15 protein-coding genes and 2 tRNA genes are annotated in these 17,021 nt (G+C 59.1%); 8 read left to right on the top strand and 9 right to left on the bottom strand.

All coding sequences use genetic code 11. The features are described from left to right. Nucleotides 1-3: 3 nt before the first annotated feature. On the bottom strand, nucleotides 4-1,548 hold the full coding sequence (locus FE702_RS01390) for a bifunctional helix-turn-helix transcriptional regulator/alpha/beta hydrolase (RefSeq protein WP_186826952.1): 1,545 nt from the start codon (nucleotides 1,546-1,548) through the stop codon (nucleotides 4-6). Between the two features lie 136 nt (nucleotides 1,549-1,684). Continuing rightward, a tRNA-Gly gene (locus tag FE702_RS01385) sits at nucleotides 1,685-1,759 on the bottom strand. A gap of 487 nt (nucleotides 1,760-2,246) precedes the next feature. Between FE702_RS01385 and FE702_RS01380 the strand changes: the two genes are divergently transcribed. Next, nucleotides 2,247-3,059 carry an SH3 domain-containing protein gene (locus tag FE702_RS01380; protein WP_147124431.1) on the top strand — a complete coding sequence of 271 codons (813 nt, stop codon included), beginning with the start codon at nucleotides 2,247-2,249 and terminating at the stop codon, nucleotides 3,057-3,059. Here FE702_RS01380 and FE702_RS01375 read toward each other — a convergent pair. Continuing rightward, nucleotides 3,056-6,496 carry a pyruvate carboxylase gene (locus FE702_RS01375; RefSeq protein WP_147124430.1) on the bottom strand — a complete coding sequence of 1,147 codons (3,441 nt, stop codon included), beginning with the start codon at nucleotides 6,494-6,496 and terminating at the stop codon, nucleotides 3,056-3,058. The two genes, FE702_RS01380 and FE702_RS01375, sit on opposite strands and share 4 nt — an antisense overlap. Nucleotides 6,497-6,768: 272 nt before the next feature. Further along, nucleotides 6,769-7,122, bottom strand: coding sequence for a nuclear transport factor 2 family protein (locus FE702_RS01370; protein WP_147124429.1), 354 nt, complete (start codon nucleotides 7,120-7,122; stop codon nucleotides 6,769-6,771). 166 nt (nucleotides 7,123-7,288) lie between these two features. Between FE702_RS01370 and FE702_RS01365 the strand changes: the two genes are divergently transcribed. Further along, nucleotides 7,289-9,694, top strand: coding sequence for an ATP-dependent helicase (locus tag FE702_RS01365; protein WP_147124428.1), 2,406 nt, complete (start codon nucleotides 7,289-7,291; stop codon nucleotides 9,692-9,694). On the opposite strand, the gene FE702_RS01360 is transcribed toward FE702_RS01365, so the two are convergent. Beyond that, the gene (locus FE702_RS01360) at nucleotides 9,691-10,845 is read right to left on the bottom strand and encodes a cytochrome P450 (protein ID WP_147124427.1); all 1,155 of its coding nucleotides are present in this window, start codon (nucleotides 10,843-10,845) and stop codon (nucleotides 9,691-9,693) included. The two genes, FE702_RS01365 and FE702_RS01360, sit on opposite strands and share 4 nt — an antisense overlap. A gap of 102 nt (nucleotides 10,846-10,947) precedes the next feature. Further along, complete coding sequence (locus FE702_RS01355) at nucleotides 10,948-11,328, bottom strand: DUF2147 domain-containing protein (protein ID WP_147124426.1); 381 nt, start codon at nucleotides 11,326-11,328, stop codon at nucleotides 10,948-10,950. Nucleotides 11,329-11,496: 168 nt separating this feature from the next. Between FE702_RS01355 and hisA the strand changes: the two genes are divergently transcribed. From hisA to FE702_RS01330, 5 genes are all read left to right on the top strand, one after another. Continuing rightward, entirely contained in the window at nucleotides 11,497-12,216 is a 720-nt protein-coding gene (gene hisA, locus FE702_RS01350; RefSeq protein WP_147124425.1) for a 1-(5-phosphoribosyl)-5-[(5-phosphoribosylamino)methylideneamino]imidazole-4-carboxamide isomerase, read from the top strand. Nucleotides 12,217-12,285: 69 nt separating this feature from the next. Next, nucleotides 12,286-12,753: a DUF2867 domain-containing protein gene (locus FE702_RS01345; RefSeq protein ID WP_147124424.1), complete on the top strand. Its 468-nt coding sequence runs from the start codon at nucleotides 12,286-12,288 to the stop codon at nucleotides 12,751-12,753. A gap of 39 nt (nucleotides 12,754-12,792) precedes the next feature. Then, nucleotides 12,793-13,557: an imidazole glycerol phosphate synthase subunit HisF gene (gene hisF, locus FE702_RS01340; protein WP_147124423.1), complete on the top strand. Its 765-nt coding sequence runs from the start codon at nucleotides 12,793-12,795 to the stop codon at nucleotides 13,555-13,557. Further along, on the top strand, nucleotides 13,554-13,868 hold the full coding sequence (locus FE702_RS01335; RefSeq protein ID WP_147124422.1) for a phosphoribosyl-ATP diphosphatase: 315 nt from the start codon (nucleotides 13,554-13,556) through the stop codon (nucleotides 13,866-13,868). Before hisF ends, FE702_RS01335 begins: the two co-directional genes overlap by 4 nt. A gap of 75 nt (nucleotides 13,869-13,943) precedes the next feature. Next, nucleotides 13,944-14,966: an NAD(P)H-binding protein gene (locus FE702_RS01330; RefSeq protein WP_255449546.1), complete on the top strand. Its 1,023-nt coding sequence runs from the start codon at nucleotides 13,944-13,946 to the stop codon at nucleotides 14,964-14,966. 94 nt (nucleotides 14,967-15,060) lie between these two features. On the opposite strand, the gene FE702_RS01325 is transcribed toward FE702_RS01330, so the two are convergent. The 3 genes from FE702_RS01325 to rlmB all read right to left on the bottom strand — a co-directional run bounded on the left by FE702_RS01325 (nucleotide 15,061) and on the right by rlmB (nucleotide 16,754). Continuing rightward, nucleotides 15,061-15,516: a YHS domain-containing (seleno)protein gene (locus FE702_RS01325; protein ID WP_147124420.1), complete on the bottom strand. Its 456-nt coding sequence runs from the start codon at nucleotides 15,514-15,516 to the stop codon at nucleotides 15,061-15,063. A gap of 137 nt (nucleotides 15,517-15,653) precedes the next feature. After that, on the bottom strand, nucleotides 15,654-15,965 hold the full coding sequence (locus tag FE702_RS18990) for a hypothetical protein (protein WP_147124419.1): 312 nt from the start codon (nucleotides 15,963-15,965) through the stop codon (nucleotides 15,654-15,656). 9 nt (nucleotides 15,966-15,974) lie between these two features. Then, complete coding sequence (gene rlmB / locus FE702_RS01315; protein ID WP_147124418.1) at nucleotides 15,975-16,754, bottom strand: 23S rRNA (guanosine(2251)-2'-O)-methyltransferase RlmB; 780 nt, start codon at nucleotides 16,752-16,754, stop codon at nucleotides 15,975-15,977. Nucleotides 16,755-16,888: 134 nt separating this feature from the next. Between rlmB and FE702_RS01310 the strand changes: the two genes are divergently transcribed. Next, nucleotides 16,889-16,972 (top strand) — tRNA-Tyr (locus FE702_RS01310). Nucleotides 16,973-17,021 lie beyond the last annotated feature (49 nt).

The raw sequence follows: 17,021 nt of genomic DNA, 5'->3' as shown, positions 1-17,021 counted from the left end.
GTCCTAGGCGGCGGCGGGAAAAACCTCGTCAAGGATTGCGTCAAATTCCTGTCCCAGTACGAGGTGGCCGCAGCCATCAAACCGGCGGAAAGACGCACCGGGCACCGCCGCTGCCATGGCTGCGGCGTCCTCTATCGGGCATAGCGTGTCCTGCCCGCCATGGATGAACCGGGCCGGACAGTCCATTTCAAAGACATCCCTCACCCAATCCGATTGCAGATGCGCGACCTCATCTATCGATGCGCGGGCGGCGTCATTTGCAATCAGGCGCAGCCAGTCCGCCAGCCTCAGGCTCTCAAAAGCCTGCTCAATCGTCTCTTGGTCAGACGGGGCTTGGCGCAGCATGAAGTCAAGCGAGCGCCGGGCAAGGCTTGGGACACGTGCAATAGAGTTGTAGATGCGCGTCAACCCGGCCACGACACGGGCATCATTGCGAATCCGAGAGGATACCTCTGCAAAAACAGTTGCCGTGCGGGGCGTTTTCCGAAGCATCGCCTCTGGCTGTGCCGCCTGCGGCGTCGCCACCAAGACAACCTCACTGACCCGTTCCGGAAAGAACCGGGCAAAATGCGTGGCCCAAGCACACCCAGCACTTTCGCCGATACACACCACCGGCTCGCCACACAGGTAATCGACCACGTCCGACAAAGCAGACAAAACCTGCATTTGCGGCGATCCCTCTCGGTTACGTGCCGCAAAGAAATGCCTCGGCATCATCAGCATGCGAAGATTTCTCTGTTTCAGCGCGTCGACCATGTCGGGTTTGAACACCATGGGCGCGAGCATGCTGTGAAAGTACAAGACAGGCTGCCCACGTCGCGCGCCGAACTCCCAAATCGGAACTTCTCGGGCATCGCCAACGGTGATCGAGTGTATCACGATATCCCGGCCATAGAGTTCCTGCGCCAGTGAGACCTCTGGGTTTCGAACCTCGGGCTTAAGGATATCTTCCAGCACGCTTGCCGAAATCTGAAGCGATACCTCTCGCAAAAGCGCGGCTTGGGTGCTGACGCCCAGTTTTTCGGTGATCTGCTGAAGCTGCTTGCGTTTGGTGTCGTAGCTTGCCCCGATCATTTGCGCTGCAGCACGCAGGTCATGACCGGCAAGCAGATGTGACAATAGCACGAATTCGCTGGTGGTGAGCGCCGTATCGGTTTGCTCTTTGAACCAAGCAGGAGAAATATGGACGCAGACCCAAGCAACTGCCGACGGGGCCGATGGCCACTGATCCAGCTTGCCATAGAGAAAGAAGAGTTCGCCGCCCTCCGTCAGGAAAAGCGGGCCATTGGCCTCTGATGGCCACGCCTCAAAACGCTCTGGAAAGGCTGTCTGACCATCCTGCGTCAGCGTCTCGACCAGACGCTGGCCATCGACGCTGTAAAGGTTAACCGGCACGTCGCAGTCGCCAAAGGCGCGGTAATAAAACCGGTCGCAGGAATGCAGTTCTGCATCAAGGATCAAGGCTTCGCCAGAGCGCTCTGTCCATGTTGGCAGGCCCGATTGAACCGTCTCGGTCAGATGCGACCGCCGTCCTGGCAACATGTTCATGGCGCGACCTCCCTGGACGACTGCAACCTGATCTGACTTCGAGAAGGCCAAGATTGCAAGCAAAGCCCGGCCAAAAGCCGGTCCACCACGTGCCACCATGTTTGTGAAATACCCGTCAAACCAAGCTTGGTTTGTTTGGAGCGGGCGATGAGATTCGAACTCACGACCCTAACCTTGGCAAGGTTATGCTCTACCCCTGAGCTACGCCCGCATCCATTGGGTGAGGCGGGAGATACTGTGAGTGGCAGCGGGCTGCAAGAGGGTATTTTCAGGTTTTTGAGAATTTCCTCGACCTTCTTTGTCTGACAGATCGGCGACGTGACAGGCAGGATCAAAAGTTTCAAAACCGCCGACTTGAACGCACCATTGCACACGGCCTGCGCGCATGATGTGACCGGGTTCATTTGGTCGGGTTTTCCTGACCTTTCCCCGAAATGACGTGGCGACCGGGGAAAACCGGCTCGGATTCCCCATTTTTGCGGCTGACCGGCCCGTCATACCGAATTTGCCCGGGCAGGCTGCGGCCTCTGCGCGACGACATCGGTGCCAAGGGGACACGGAACCGATGCCTCCACTCACGGTCACGCGCTGTGTTCAGGCCCCTTGCCCGGGCGCCATCCTATCCACATTCCCCACCGCAACTTGGCCGCGTTTGCATGGTTGATGCCCTCTGCAATCGTTGGCAAAGAGCGAACGAGATGGAAGCGCAATCAGCCGCCGGTTTTGGGCCGGTCCTCTTTATCGGGCTTACCTTTGCGGCGCTGGTCACGCACACGCCGCCCAATCCCGATTTGCCAAACCCACAAGATAGTACCGATTTCGACCGCCACCCACAGATCATGTCTGCAGTGATCCCAGTCATTGAAGTCCCAGCGTTAGCTTTTGAACAGCAAATCGCCAGACTGGATGCAAAACCAATACCAGCGGCGCTGGAAGCCGACGCGCGTGTTGCCGCGCGACCGCTGCCGGAGGCGATCGAGGTCGCAAGCTATCCCGATATGCCCGATCAATTCCTTGGGTATGAAGCACCGACAACGGAAGTGCCATCTATTGCCACGCAGGTTTGGGCCACAACGGCGGGTGCCGCCGAACCGTCTGTTGCCGGGGTCAGCGCCCTAGAAGTCGCGCCCATAGCCGACACGCAAGCAGCCCCCGTCAAAGCGGCGCAAGCGATGCCCGTACCGCCGCTACCGGCGCATCCGGAAACAGCGGTCGCATCATTCGATGGGTGGCCCGAGATCGTTTGGGATATGCCGCAATCGCGATTGGTTGTCCTGCACACTGAAGATGCGCTGGATCCGTCGACAGATGGTTGGGCAACCGTCACTGGGAACTTCGTCAATATGCGCAGGGACCCTGACCTGACAGGTGCGCGGATTGATCAGTTCTTTAGAGGGAACAGATTGATCGTCACGCGGGTCGATGATGGATGGGCCCGCGTTAACGAACCATCCAACCCGCCACAGACGGGTTGGATGAGCGTTGAGTATCTTGAATTGGACTTGCGTTAGTCGAATTCGACCAAAAGGTCCTTGGCATCGATTTGGGCCGCTGGTGTTACGTGCACTGCCGTCACAACGCCGTCGCGATCCGCGTGGATACCAGTTTCCATCTTCATCGCTTCGATCGTCAGAAGCAGATCGCCCTCTTTGACCTCTTGGCCTGCCTTGACCGCGACCGTCGCCACAACGCCCGGCATTGGTGCGCCGACATGGTTGGGGTTTGCCACGTCCGCTTTCGGGCGCGAGACCTGTGTTGCCTTGATCGCGCGGTTCGGCACGCGGATGACACGCGGCTGGCCGTTCAGTTCAAAGAAGACACGCACGTCCCCTTCGTCGGTGGTTTCGCCCATGGCTTGAAGACGGATCTCCAAGGTTTTGCCGGGGTCGATTTCGGCGGTGATTTCGTCGCCCGGCTGCATCCCGTAAAAGAACGTTTTGGTCGGCAGCGTCCGCACCGGTCCGTAAGTATCATGCCGTGTACGGTAATCCGTATAGACCTTGGGGTACATCAGGTAACCGTTCAGGTCCTCATCATCGACCTCGCCGCCATCAAACTGGGCCGACAGTTCTGCGCGCGTGGCCTCAAGATCGACAGGCTCCATAGAGGCCCCTGCCCGGTCGAGGTTTGGCTTCTCGCCTTTTAGTGCTTTCTGGATCATCGCCTTTGGGAAACCGCCCGGAGGTTGGCCCAGATTGCCACGCATCATGTCGATAACCGAATCCGGGAATGCGACATCCATGTTGGGATCTTCGACATCCGCGCGCGTCAGGCCTTGCGAGACCATCATCAGGGCCATGTCGCCAACCACCTTGGACGATGGGGTCACCTTTACGATGTCACCGAACATCTGGTTCACGTCGGCATAGGTCTGCGCGACCTCGTGCCAGCGTTCCTCCAGCCCCAACGAACGCGCCTGCGCCTTAAGGTTCGTAAACTGACCACCGGGCATCTCATGCAGATAGACTTCGGATGCCGGGGCTTGCAGGCCGGACTCAAAGGCCGCGTAGTGACCGCGCACCGTTTCGAAGTAGTTCGAGATGTCGCGGATTGCGCCGATATCTAGACCCGGATCACGGTCATCGCCTTTGAGGCTTTCGACAATGGTGCCGAGTGTCGCCTGTGAGGTGTTGCCCGAGAAGCTATCCATGGCCGCGTCGACGGCATCGACGCCAGCCTCGGAGGCTGCGAGGATCGTCGCGCAGGCGATACCTGCGGTATCGTGTGTGTGGAAGTGGATCGGCAATCCGACCTCTTCCTTCAGCGCCTTGATCAGAATGCGCGCGGCGGCTGGTTTCAACAGGCCCGCCATGTCCTTGAGGCCCAGAATATGCGCGCCTGCGGCTTCCAGTTCTTTGGCCATGTTGACGTAATATTTGACGTCATACTTGGCGCGCTTCGGGTCGAGGATGTCGCCGGTATAGCAAACTGTGCCTTCGCAGACCTTGCCGTTTTCGACAACCGCGTCCATCGCGACACGCATGTTTTCGACCCAGTTAAGGCTGTCGAACACACGGAACACGTCGATCCCGGTTTCAGCCGCGCGTTTGACAAAGAACTGCACCACGTTGTCGGGGTAGTTGGTGTAGCCCACCCCGTTGGCCCCGCGCAGCAGCATCTGGGTCATGATGTTTGGCATACGCTCGCGCAGATCGCGCAGGCGTTGCCACGGGCATTCCTGCAGGAACCGGTAGGCCACGTCGAACGTCGCCCCACCCCAGCATTCCACGCTGAAGAGTTGCGGCAGGTTTGCGGCATAAGTCGGCGCGACACGGATCATGTCGATTGACCTCATCCGCGTAGCCAGCAACGACTGGTGTCCGTCGCGCATCGTCGTGTCGGTGATGAGCAGTTGTTTTTGCTCTTTCATCCAATCGGCGACAGCCTGCGGACCCTTCTCCTCAAGCAATGTCCGCGTGCCGGGGGCCGGATCTGCCAAAGGTTTTGGCGCGCGCGGGTCCTTCACATCGGCGTGCGGCTTTGGACGGCCTTCGGTCTCTGGATGCCCATTCACGGTGATATCCGCGATATAGGTCAGGATTTTTGTCGCCCGGTCGCGGCGTTTGCTGAACTGGAACAGCTCGGGCGTCTCATCAATGAACTTCGTGTGGTATTCGTAGTTCAGGAAAGTCGGGTGTTTCAGCAGGTTCTCGACAAAGGCGATGTTGGTCGACACGCCGCGAATACGGAATTCGCGCAGCGCCCGGTCCATCCGCGCAATCGCGGCCTCTGGCGTGGGCGCCCAGGCCGTCACCTTTTCCAGCAGCGAGTCGTAGTAGCGCGTGATTACCGCGCCGGAGTATGCCGTGCCGCCATCCAGACGAATGCCCATCCCGGTCGCGCCCCGATAGGCGGTGATGCGGCCGTAGTCGGGGATAAAGTTGTTTGATGGGTCTTCGGTCGTGACCCGGCACTGGATCGCGTGGCCGGACAGTTGGACGTCATATTGGCTAGGCGTGCCTGTGGCCTCCATCAATGACTTGCCTTCGGCGATCTTGATCTGGGCCTGCACGATGTCGATGCCGGTGACTTCTTCTGTCACGGTGTGTTCGACCTGAACGCGCGGGTTGACCTCGATGAAGTAGAATTTGCCGGTGGCCATATCCATCAGGAATTCGACCGTGCCCGCGCACTCGTAGTTTACGTGCTCACATATTTTGCGACCTAGCGCGCAGATTTCCTCGCGCTGTGCGGGGCTCAGGTACGGCGCAGGCGCGCGTTCCACGACCTTTTGGTTGCGGCGCTGAACCGAGCAGTCGCGTTCCCACAGGTGGTAAATCTGACCGTGCTTGTCGCCAAGGATCTGCACCTCAACGTGGCGGGCCTTCTGGATCATCTTTTCCAGATAGCCTTCACCATTGCCGAACGCGGCTTCGGCCTCTCGGCGACCCTCAAGGACCTTTTCCTCAAGCTCGTCTTCGCCAAAGATCGGACGCATCCCGCGTCCACCGCCGCCCCATGAGGCTTTGAGCATCAGAGGATAGCCAATTTCGGCCGCCTCTTTCTTGATCGCGTCCATGTCATCGCCAAGGACCTCGGTCGCCGGGATGACGGGCACATCGGCGGCAATCGCAACGCGACGGGCCGACGCCTTATCGCCCAGCGCGCGCATGGTTTCGGCCTTGGGGCCGATAAAGGTGATGCCGTTGGCCTCGCACGCGTCCACAAACTCTGGGTTCTCGGACAGTAGGCCGTAGCCCGGGTGGATCGCATCCGCGCCAGAGGCTTTGGCCACGCGGATGATTTCGTCGATGGACAAATAGGCCGCAACCGGCCCCAGACCCTCACCAATGCGGTAGGCTTCGTCCGCCTTGAACCGGTGCAGGCCCAGCTTGTCTTCCTCGGCAAAGACGGCGACCGTCTTTTTGCCCAGTTCGTTGGCTGCGCGCATCACGCGGATGGCGATCTCGCCCCGGTTGGCAACGAGGATCTTGGTAAATTCGGCCATGTAGTGTCCCCCGACTTATCGGTCTTGGTCGATTTTTGTGCAGTTGCAGCACTCCGTATGACGTTTCTGTGACGCAATCAACTTCGGGAAGTGGGTATTTGGACGATAACGGTAGCGCTATCAGTCGCAGGCTGGGAAAGATTATTTCTTAAGCAGCAATGTATGCGACAGAGTACGAAAGATCAGGGGCTTGCCGTCCCATTCAGGTGACTGCGCATCTGACTTGCGGACAAGCCAAGTTCTCCGATGACCGTAGCAAAAGACCTTCCATCTCAGGCGTAGGTTTTCACCCTAGCGATCTTGTTTGCCTTGGTGTTAACGAACTCAATCACATGGCTAAAACGGCGCTTGTGCCCACTTGCCAAGGTCGCAACTCCTGACGTAGCGCCGACCTTGCCGTGGGTGATCGCGTGTTCCACAACAATCAGGTCAGGTTTTTCGACCTTCGCTAAAGCAGCTATTATCGCATCTGATCCATGGACCTCGCCATTGGGACTTTCCCAGATCATATCCGCCGTGAACGCATCGTGTAGGAACTCGCCACTTTCGATGGCAACACCAACCGCCTGCGCAAACGCATTCTTAGGAGAATTCCCGCAATCCCGGCTTCCGGTCACGTCTACCATTTCAAACCTCCTGTTCTTCCCATGCCGTTTAGGCGAGCATTGGCATCTTCATAGCAGGCGAAAGGGCGGCCCAACAAAACCATTGTGATGCGCACTGGCTTAGCCCGCGCGAACAGACGGCGAACAAACCTTTAAACCTTAACGCCTCCGCGCTAGTATCCTGCGCATGAGCAGTTTTGACGAAATGGACGCCTTCGAGGCGGCAAGCACACCTGCGAGACCGAGCCTGTCGCAGATGGCGATGGCCGGGGGACCTGCGCCCTATATGGACGGGCTGAACCCGGCGCAGCGTGAGGCGGTTGAGCAGTTGGATGGTCCGGTCCTGATGTTGGCGGGCGCGGGCACGGGCAAGACCAAAGCGCTGACGACGCGGATTGCGCATTTGCTTTTTACCGGCAAGGCGCGCCCGAATGAGATCCTCGCCGTGACCTTTACCAACAAGGCCGCGCGCGAGATGAAGAAACGCGTTGCGGGCCTGTTGCAGCGTGAAGATGCGGGCATGCGTTGGATGGGGACGTTCCATTCGATCAGCGTGCAGATATTGCGGCGTCATGCGGAACTGGTGGGGTTGAAGTCGAACTTTACCATTCTGGACACAGACGATCAGATAAGGCTGCTGAAACAGCTGATCCAAGCCGAAAACATCGACGAAAAACGCTGGCCGCCCCGGATGCTGAGCCACATCATCGACGGTTGGAAAAACCGGGCGTGGACACCCGATAGTGTGCCAGCGGCTGAGGCCGGGGCATTCAACCAGCGGGGCATCCCGCTTTATGCGCAGTATCAGACACGGTTGAAGGAGCTGAACGCCTGCGATTTTGGCGATCTCTTGCTGCATTGCGTGACGATCTTTCAGGCGCATCCGGATGTGTTGGAGCAGTATCAACGCTGGTTCCGCTACATCATGGTGGACGAATATCAGGATACCAACGTCGCGCAGTATATGTGGCTGCGGCTCTTGGCTCAGGCGCATAAGAACATCTGCTGTGTGGGCGATGACGATCAGTCGATCTATGGCTGGCGCGGGGCCGAGGTGGGCAACATCCTGCGGTTTGAGAAGGATTTTGAAGGGGCCAAGGTCGTTCGGCTGGAGCAGAACTATCGCTCCACCCCTCATATCCTTGCCGCTGCCTCGGGCGTGATCGAGGCCAACCAAGGGCGGCTAGGCAAGACGCTGTTTACGGAGGTCGAAGAAGGCGAAAAGGTTCGGCTCATCGGCCATTGGGACGGTGAGGAAGAGGCCCGCTGGGTCGGTGAAGAGATTGAAGCGGCACAGCGCGGCACGCGCGGTGTGCGGCCCATGGGGGCCGATGAAATGGCGATCCTCGTGCGCGCCTCCCACCAGATGCGCGCGTTTGAGGATCGGTTCCTGACCATCGGCCTGCCCTACCGCGTGATTGGTGGGCCGCGCTTCTATGAACGGATGGAGATCCGCGATGCCATGGCTTACTTCCGGCTGGCTGTGTCGCTGGACGATGATCTGGCGTTCGAGCGGATCGTGAATACGCCCAAGCGGGGCTTGGGTGACAAGGCCGTGCAGACCATTCAGGTCATGGCGCGCACGAATGGTGTGTCACTGGTCGAAGGCGCAAAGCTGGCTGTGTCGGCCAAAGCGATCAAAGGAAAAGGCGCCAAGGCGCTGGAAGAGTTGGTGATGGGACTGGACCGTTGGCACGCGCAGGTGCGGTCAGAGGCCGATAACCATGTCGAACTGGCCGAGATGATTCTGGACGAGTCCGGCTACACGGGCCACTGGCAGAACGACAAAACGCCAGAAGCGCCGGGGCGGCTTGAGAACCTGAAAGAACTGGTCAAAGCGCTGGAGAATTTCGAAAACCTGCAAGGCTTCCTCGAACACGTGTCGCTGGTCATGGACAATGAACAGGATGATGGCGGCGAGAAGGTCACGTTGATGACGCTGCACGCCGCTAAGGGTCTGGAGTTCCCAATGGTGTTCCTGCCCGGTTGGGAAGATGGCTTGTTCCCCTCGCAGCGATCCATGGATGAAAGCGGTGTCAAAGGCTTAGAGGAAGAGCGCAGGCTGGCCTATGTGGGCATCACCCGCGCGGAAGAGGTCTGTACGATTTCCTTTGCCGCGAACCGCCGCGTCTACGGTCAGTGGCAGTCGTCCATGCCGTCGCGGTTTATCGATGAACTGCCTTCCGATCATGTGGATGTTCTGACGCCGCCCGGCCTCTATGGTGGCGGTTATGGTGCCGCGGGGATGTCCGGCATGGCTTCGCCTGCCATGCAAGGTGCGGCGGCGTCTGATATCTTTGAGAAAGCCTCAAAGGCGGACGTCTATAATTCCCCTGGCTGGAAGCGGATGCAGGCACGTGCCTCACAACGCGGCATGAGCCAACCGTCCGAAGGCGCGAACCTTGTGATCAATGCGACTGCCGTCAGCGCACACACGGTCGGGGATCGTGTGTTTCACCAGAAGTTCGGCTATGGCGAGATCATGGATATCGAAGGCGACAAGCTGGATATCGAGTTCGACAAGGCGGGGTCGAAAAAGGTTGTCGCCAAGTTCGTCGTCGCGGCTGGCGATAGCGGAGACGTGCCGTTCTAAACGCGCACGTCCGACCTGATCGGCCCCCGGAACGCCCAACCGCCAAAGGCCGTATCGCCAATTAATTTCGCATTTGGAAACGCATCAAAGAACATCGGTAGTGCGACATCACCGATCAGCGCCCGAGATACCCAGGAACCCGCACAAAAATGCGGGCCTGCGCCAAAGGATACGGCAGCGGCTCGGTCTTGGGTCAGATCAAAGGCATCAGGGTTGGAGAAATGATCTGCATCCCGGTTGCCTGAGCCAAACATCAAGAACACGCGCGTCCCCTTCGCAATCGAATACCCTGCCACATCTGCATCCCGCGCTATTTCGCGGGGGCTCATGCCGATGGGGCTGACCCAGCGGGCGTATTCTTCGAACGCATCGCGGTAGGTGGCTGTGCCATGTCGGATAAGGTCGTGTTGCTGCGGATGTGCGAGCAAGGCCCAGATGCCCCCGGCGATGGCGTCGCGCGGTTCGTTCTGCCCACCGGAAATGACCAGTTTGATATTGGCTCGGATTTGCGCATCGGATTGTCCCGCGCGACTGAGCACAGACAGGATCGAGGCATCTGGCGCAAACACCAGCTTTGGCAGGCGGGCAGAAATGTGGCGATCAATCGACGCCGTGCAATCGTGACAACGCGCAGTCACAGCCGGGTCCCCTGCGTAGTTCGCACAGCCGTCGATCATGCCCTGACTGACCCGGTCCATTTCCTCAGGCGTCATGTTGATCAACCCCGTCATGGCGCAAAGCGCATGGGCTGAGACCGGCATCGCATAATCGCGGACAAGATCGAACTCGGCCCGGTCCTTCAGCCCGGCAATCACCTGCGCTGTCGTTGCGCGAAATTGCTGCAGCCATGTGTCTTGGACCGTACGGGGAGAGACTGAAGGAAACATCTGTTTCCTTTCAGACAGATGCGCATCGCCATCCTTGCGCATCATGTTCTGCCCCATCAATTGGGTCATCAATCCGTGCGGTTGCTCAGAGGACAGGACCTCAATCCTCTTTTCCTCGCGCCAGATGTCATCTCGGCGGGTCAAAAGGACAGCGTTCAGCTCGGGCACCCACGCCACAGGCATATCATGCCGCATCCGCGCCATTGTCGGATAGGGATCGGCCCAAAAGTCAGTCGGATTGATGGAATGGCTGGGTGGCTGCATGGTCGCAGCGTGGCAGGCAAAGACGATCTTGCCTAGAGGCGGTCGGCATCGGGCGCGCACAGAAGTCGCGCCCGATGCGTTGGCTTTATCGCTTTGGGCGACTTAGTTCACCCGCGACCAAGTTTGCTTTTTGCAGATCGGTCCAACGCACCCAGATACTTTCAACGTATTGCCGCTAAGGGCCATTTTGGATTTGTATACCTTGTCGGTTGAAGGCTGCCAGATTTTACCGTTCCGATATTTGCCGGATCCACTGGGCTGCATGTCCCATACCAAATTTTTGCCTACGTTCTCAGAGGCAATTGGTCCGCTGCTGTCGAAGGCGGCTGAAATCACCCCGCAAATTTTAGTCCCACATTGCTGCATGGTAATGTGCGCGTACGCGCCTGCGTCAACTTCGGTTTTCCAAGTCCCCAGCACATCGTCTGCGCTGGCGGCGGTGCCCAAAACGGCCAATGCCGCCGCTGCGATCCAGTGTTTCATAGTGTCTCCTCCCTGATATGGCGCGTAGCTTGGCAAACCGCCCTAACGTCAAGCAAGTCTGACGTTGGGTCCCCGGTCCTGTGCGCTTTGGGGTTGCGGCAGTGCCACCCCCCTTGGACTTCTGAGGTTGGCGTGGCATAGGCGCGCCAAACCAGACCGGAGGCCCCCATGATCCTGTACCCCGCCATAGACCTGAAAGACGGGCAAGCCGTGCGGCTGTTGCGCGGCGACATGGACAAGGCCACCGTTTTTTCCGACAGCCCCGCAGCACAGGCCAAGGCGTTTCAGGATGCGGGGTGTGAATGGCTGCATCTCGTGGACCTGAACGGGGCCTTCGCGGGCGAGCCCGTCAATGGCGGCGCGGTGGAGGCCATTTTGGCGGAGACATCGGTTCCCGCGCAGCTTGGCGGCGGCATCCGGGACATGGGCACAATCGAGATGTGGCTGAGCAAGGGCATCGCGCGTGTGATCCTCGGGACTGTTGCCGTCGAAAAACCAAACCTCGTGCGTGATGCAGCAAAAGCGTTCCCCGGCAAGGTCGCCGTTGGCATTGACGCACGTGATGGGCGTGTCGCCACCAAAGGCTGGGCCGAGGAAACCGATGTCTTGGTGACCGACCTTGCCAAGTCCTTCGAAGACGCAGGCGTTGCGGCGATCATCTATACCGATATCAACCGCGATGGCGCCATGCAGGGGCCAAACGTCGCGGCCACCGCCGACCTTGCCCGCGCGGTCAGCATTCCGATCATTGCCTCGGGCGGGGTCTCATCGCTCGCAGATCTGCAGGCATTACAAGAGACTGGCGTGATTTCAGGGGCAATCTCTGGCCGCGCGCTCTATGACGGTGCGCTGGATCTGCAAGAGGCATTGCACGCGCTCAAACCCTGACGCGGCAGTTTGCGGCATTTGCAATATGTCAGGCTAGATTTACATGTTTGGCAACTACGGAGTTGTCGCATGTCGCGCGTGTTTGTTCGCCCCCTGCCCCCACTTAGCAGCTTGCATCGCCGCTTCGGTCCCGGCGATTTTCTGGATTGCTATGCCGTTCAATCATCGCTGGCCGCACGCCCGGCTGCGGAAATCATCGCGGCCTTCCCAGGCTGGGCACGCGCCTTGGTGGCTGTGCGGCGCGTGCTGACCGCGCCCCTTGGGCTGAAAAACAGCCTACCGGATGGCACTGAGGATGCGGTTGGCGTGTTCCCGGTTGAGAAAGACAGCGAGACTGAGGTGCTGGCTGGATTCAATGACAAGCATCTGGATTTCCGGGTATCGGTCGTATCGGATGACGGGCTTGTGCATCTGGCCACATGGGCACGACCGCACAACGCCGCCGGGCGCATTTATCTGAGAACAATCATGCCGTTTCACGTCGCAATTGCCCGCAACGCATTGGCGCGGGTGGCAGCCGCTGGTCAAACCGCCTGAGGCACAGTAGGACTTCTGCAAACGTGCAAAGGACCCAGCATGCTGAAAACCCGGATCGTTCCCTGCCTTGATGTGGCCGATGGCCGTGTGGTCAAGGGCGTGAACTTTGTAGACCTCATCGACGCCGGCGACCCGGTCGAGGCCGCCAAGGCCTATGATGCAGCCGGGGCTGATGAGCTTTGTTTTCTAGATATCCATGCCACGCACGAAAACCGGGGCACGATGTTTGATCTGGTCACCCGAACGGCTGAAAGTTGCTACATGCCGCTGACCGTTGGCGGCGGCGTGCGCACCCATGAAGACGTCCGCGCGCTTCTTTTGGCTGGTGCGGATAAGGTCAGCTTCAATTCCGCTGCCGTGGCCAATCCAGATGTCATCGCAGAGGCGGCGGCACGCTTTGGAAGCCAATGCATTGTTTGCGCCATTGATGCCAAAACCGTCGAACCGGGCCGCTGGGAAATCTTTACCCATGGCGGGCGCAAGCCCACCGGGATCGACGCCGTGGAGTTCGCACGAACAGTGGCCGACAAGGGAGCGGGAGAAATCCTTCTGACCTCGATGGACCGCGACGGGACACGCGATGGCTACAACCTGCCACTGACGCGGGCGATTTCAGACGCGGTCAACATACCCGTCATCGCGTCTGGGGGCGTCGGCAGTCTGGATCACCTGGTCGAAGGTGTGACCGAAGGTGGAGCATCCGCCGTATTGGCCGCATCGATCTTTCACTTTGGCCACTACACCATCGCCGAGGCCAAGGCGCATATGGCGGCGGCGGGACTTCCGGTGAGGTTGGCGGCATGAGCGTTCTAGACGACCTTTTTTCGACCATCGAAGCCCGCAAGGCAGCCGATCCAGACACGTCCTGGACAGCAAAACTCTTTTCCAAAGGGCCAGAGAAATGCGCCGAGAAATTTGGCGAGGAGGCCGTGGAAGCCATCATCGAAGCGGTCAAAGGCGACAAGGCGGCTCTGACGTCAGAGGCCGCGGATGTCCTTTATCATCTGTTGGTGATGTTGGCTGCGCGCGATGTGGCACTCGAAGACGTTTTGGCGGAACTCGCCCGGCGTCAGGGCCTCTCAGGCGTTGCGGAAAAGGCCGCGCGGCAAGGTTAACGTCACCCCAGATTGACATGGTGATGTCAGGAAGACTGTGCGATGCTGATAGCAACACGCGCACGGATCTTCGTTATGACACCCCCTTCTCGTCACGTTTTGGTATTTGGCGGCACCGGCACAGCCGGACAAGGGGCGGTGCGCGGCCTGCTTCGGGCGGGCCACCGGGTCACGTGCTATGTCAGACGGGCAGACGCCGATTTACCGGACGGCGTTGACCGCCGGGTCGGCAGTTTGTCAGAGGACGATTTGTGCGCTTCCGCTTTTGCGGGGGACCCATTTGACGCGGTTCTTTCCTGTCTTGCGTCGCGCAGTGGCAGCCCAAAGGACGCGTGGGCCATCGACCATGATGCGCACCAGCGCATCCTGACCTGCGCGAAGGAGATGGGCGTCGAAACCTTTGTTCTGCTTTCGGCCATCTGTGTGCAAAAGCCCCAACTTGCCTTCCAAAAAGCCAAGCTGGCCTTCGAAGACAGCCTCGCCTCATCTGGACTGACCTATTCGATTGTACGCCCGACGGCGTTCTTCAAATCGCTGTCCGGTCAGGTTGATCGACTGCGCGCTGGCAAGCCTTTTCTTGTTTTTGGCGACGGGGCGCTCACAGCTTGCAAACCAATCAGCGACGATGATCTGGGCGATTATCTAGCGCGATGCATCACCGATGGGGCGCTACAGAATAGCGTGCTGCCAATCGGCGGTCCCGGCCCTGCCATCACACCGCTTGAGCAGGGCGCACAATTGTTCGACGCGCTGGGACTGACACCCAAATACAAACATGTGCCCGTCGCCATTATGGACACCATCATCGCGGTATTGAGCGCGGGAGGACGCCTGTTCCCAAAGCTTGCCGAGAAGGCTGAGTTCGCCCGAACGGGGCGTTACTATGCAACTGAGTCGATGCTTGTTTGGGATCCGGAAAACGGCCGGTACGATGCCGCCGCCACGCCTGAAACCGGGTCAGACACGCTTCAGGCCTTTTACCGCAATCTTGCTGAGACCGAGGCCACAGTGGATTTAGGTCAACACGCCATGTTCCAAGAAAAAAGCGCCCGGACATCGCCGGGCGCAAGGTACGGAACGAGGGACAGTGAAGTATGAGACGGGTGTTCCGGCCCGTCTCTCAACATGTGACATAAGCATCACGATCAAGCTTTGAAGACATGCTCGCTTTTTCGTGATCAAAAGCTCGCGCTTAGGCAGACAGGACCTCAGGCCAGTTCGCATCACCTTTTTCGATGTTACCGGGAATATCGCGGCTCCAAAGCGCGCGGACGGTCCGATTGAAGTTCAGGTAAAGCTTTCCGTCGTGGACCGTCCATGCGTTCGGCGAGGTTGTGGCCGTGTAACCACGTGACACCGCATAGGCGCAGTAGCCACCATATTGCGGCGCATAGGCCACGGGATCGGCGGCAAAAAGATCGCGGTTTTCAGCGGATGCAAAGCGGAACGTGGCCCCGTCATGAACGGCCGTGAAATCGCCGCTGCCTTCGACGGGCTTACCTTCGGTGAAATAGGCAACGGGGTCATATCCGTTAATGGCGACGCCATCCTCGGAATAGACAGGTGGCTCAGCGGCATGGGCTGGAAGCGCAGTCAGAGCAACGGGAGCAGCAGCAGAGGCGGCAAGAAACGCACGGCGGGTCAACATGGGCGGGTCCTTTCAAAGGGCATTGGTCAGGTCAGGCAGCGTCGGGGTCGGCGACAACGCCTGTGCCAAAAACATGCCAACGCCAGTCTGCAAAAACATCCCCGCTCGCGGCTGTGTGAAACTTTGAAAGGTTGGCGTCAGTCGAAGATATCTTCGATGATGTCGAACGCCTCTGAGAAAAGCTTTGCACCCAAGCTTTTCTTTTTCTTACGCTTTTTGGGTTTCTTGTGGCTGTTTTTATAGCCGGCTTTCGGCTTGGTCGTTTTGCGCACGCGGGATGGCTTGACCAATTCCATCGGTGCCTCAAGCGCCGATTTCGGTAACATTTTCAGGTCATGCAACGGCGCGCCACAGCTTGAGCAAGCCAATTCATGTGACTTGTCCCCCGCCAGAACGAGGGCGGCGCGGGTCCCGCAGTAACAACAGGTGGCTATTTTACGCGCGGGCATAGGTGTCGGCTACTCCTTGGGTGTCTGAGTAGCATATAGGGCAACCGCCGCCGCATTTGAGACGTTGAGCGACCCGAAAGCGCCAGCAAAAGGGATTTTGACCAGGGTATCGCAGGTTTCCTTGGTCAATTCACGCAGACCCGGACCTTCTGCCCCCATAACAAGAGCCACAGGGCGGGTCACGTCGTTGGCTGTTGCGATGTCAGCCTCAGCCTCTCCATCGAGCCCAAGCAGCAGGTAGCCCATCTCGCGCAGTTCGTTCATCGTCTGAGCCAGATTGCGGACGCGCAGATAGGGTTGCCTCTCAAGCGCTCCAGAGGCGGTCTTGGCCAACGCGCCCGTTTCCGGCGCGGCGTGGCGCAAGGTCCCGATCACAGCCTTTGCGCCGAACACTTCGGCAGACCGCAGGATGGCGCCAACGTTATGCGGGTCGCTCACGCGGTCGAGCAACACAACACGCGGTGCTGCATCCGGGGCTGCATAACAGACCTCGGCGACGCTGCCCCACGTCAACGGCTTCACCTCGATAGCCGCGCCTTGGTGCACGCTGCCTTTGTCGATTGGCGGATTGAATTTGCGGGGATCAATGACCTCGGGCGTCATACCTGACGGCGGAATGGCATCAGACAGACGATCGGCCGCGTTTTTGGTCACCATAAGACGCAGCTTTTCACGCGCCGGATTCAGCAAGGCATCACGCACCGCATGCAGCCCAAAGAGCCACACCGTTTCCTGTGCGGCAGCGCGACGTGCGCGCTCTTTTTCAACGACCCAGGTTGGTTTTTTCATGGGGGCCTCCTACGCGGTCCCGGTGCAAAATGCCAGCGGCCAACATTTCTGATGATTTTCTGATTGACGGTCTGGCAGGTGCCGATTATTCCGCACTCCACGCTGGCCGTGGGCGCGCCCACAGCAGTGCCGGTGGGCGACAGGCCGCAAGGTGTGGCAGGGGACTGTAACTCCCTCGCGGAGACGCACGCCTGGTTCGATTCCAGGGTCGCCCACCATCTTCATCCCAAATTTGAAGCACCACGCAAATTGGTAACGGGCCAAGTG

Origin of the sequence: Shimia ponticola (assembly GCF_007995215.1) — a bacterium.
GTDB lineage: Bacteria > Pseudomonadota > Alphaproteobacteria > Rhodobacterales > Rhodobacteraceae > Shimia_B > Shimia_B ponticola.
The sequence above is the reverse complement of the archived record's forward strand: the minus strand, read 5'-3'. Positions and strand labels throughout refer to the sequence as shown.

What these genes read in the sequence shown, in the direction of transcription:
- FE702_RS01390 (WP_186826952.1), bottom strand. Translation starts at nt 1,548, where the DNA reads ATGAACATGTTGCCAGGACGGCGGTCGCATCTGACCGAGACGGTTCAA.
- FE702_RS01380 (WP_147124431.1), top strand. Translation starts at nt 2,247, where the DNA reads ATGGAAGCGCAATCAGCCGCCGGTTTTGGGCCGGTCCTCTTTATCGGG.
- FE702_RS01375 (WP_147124430.1), bottom strand. Translation starts at nt 6,496, where the DNA reads ATGGCCGAATTTACCAAGATCCTCGTTGCCAACCGGGGCGAGATCGCC.
- FE702_RS01370 (WP_147124429.1), bottom strand. Translation starts at nt 7,122, where the DNA reads ATGGTAGACGTGACCGGAAGCCGGGATTGCGGGAATTCTCCTAAGAAT.
- FE702_RS01365 (WP_147124428.1), top strand. Translation starts at nt 7,289, where the DNA reads ATGAGCAGTTTTGACGAAATGGACGCCTTCGAGGCGGCAAGCACACCT.
- FE702_RS01360 (WP_147124427.1), bottom strand. Translation starts at nt 10,845, where the DNA reads ATGCAGCCACCCAGCCATTCCATCAATCCGACTGACTTTTGGGCCGAT.
- FE702_RS01355 (WP_147124426.1), bottom strand. Translation starts at nt 11,328, where the DNA reads ATGAAACACTGGATCGCAGCGGCGGCATTGGCCGTTTTGGGCACCGCC.
- hisA (WP_147124425.1), top strand. Translation starts at nt 11,497, where the DNA reads ATGATCCTGTACCCCGCCATAGACCTGAAAGACGGGCAAGCCGTGCGG.
- FE702_RS01345 (WP_147124424.1), top strand. Translation starts at nt 12,286, where the DNA reads ATGTCGCGCGTGTTTGTTCGCCCCCTGCCCCCACTTAGCAGCTTGCAT.
- hisF (WP_147124423.1), top strand. Translation starts at nt 12,793, where the DNA reads ATGCTGAAAACCCGGATCGTTCCCTGCCTTGATGTGGCCGATGGCCGT.
- FE702_RS01335 (WP_147124422.1), top strand. Translation starts at nt 13,554, where the DNA reads ATGAGCGTTCTAGACGACCTTTTTTCGACCATCGAAGCCCGCAAGGCA.
- FE702_RS01330 (WP_255449546.1), top strand. Translation starts at nt 13,944, where the DNA reads ATGACACCCCCTTCTCGTCACGTTTTGGTATTTGGCGGCACCGGCACA.
- FE702_RS01325 (WP_147124420.1), bottom strand. Translation starts at nt 15,516, where the DNA reads ATGTTGACCCGCCGTGCGTTTCTTGCCGCCTCTGCTGCTGCTCCCGTT.
- FE702_RS18990 (WP_147124419.1), bottom strand. Translation starts at nt 15,965, where the DNA reads ATGCCCGCGCGTAAAATAGCCACCTGTTGTTACTGCGGGACCCGCGCC.
- rlmB (WP_147124418.1), bottom strand. Translation starts at nt 16,754, where the DNA reads ATGAAAAAACCAACCTGGGTCGTTGAAAAAGAGCGCGCACGTCGCGCT.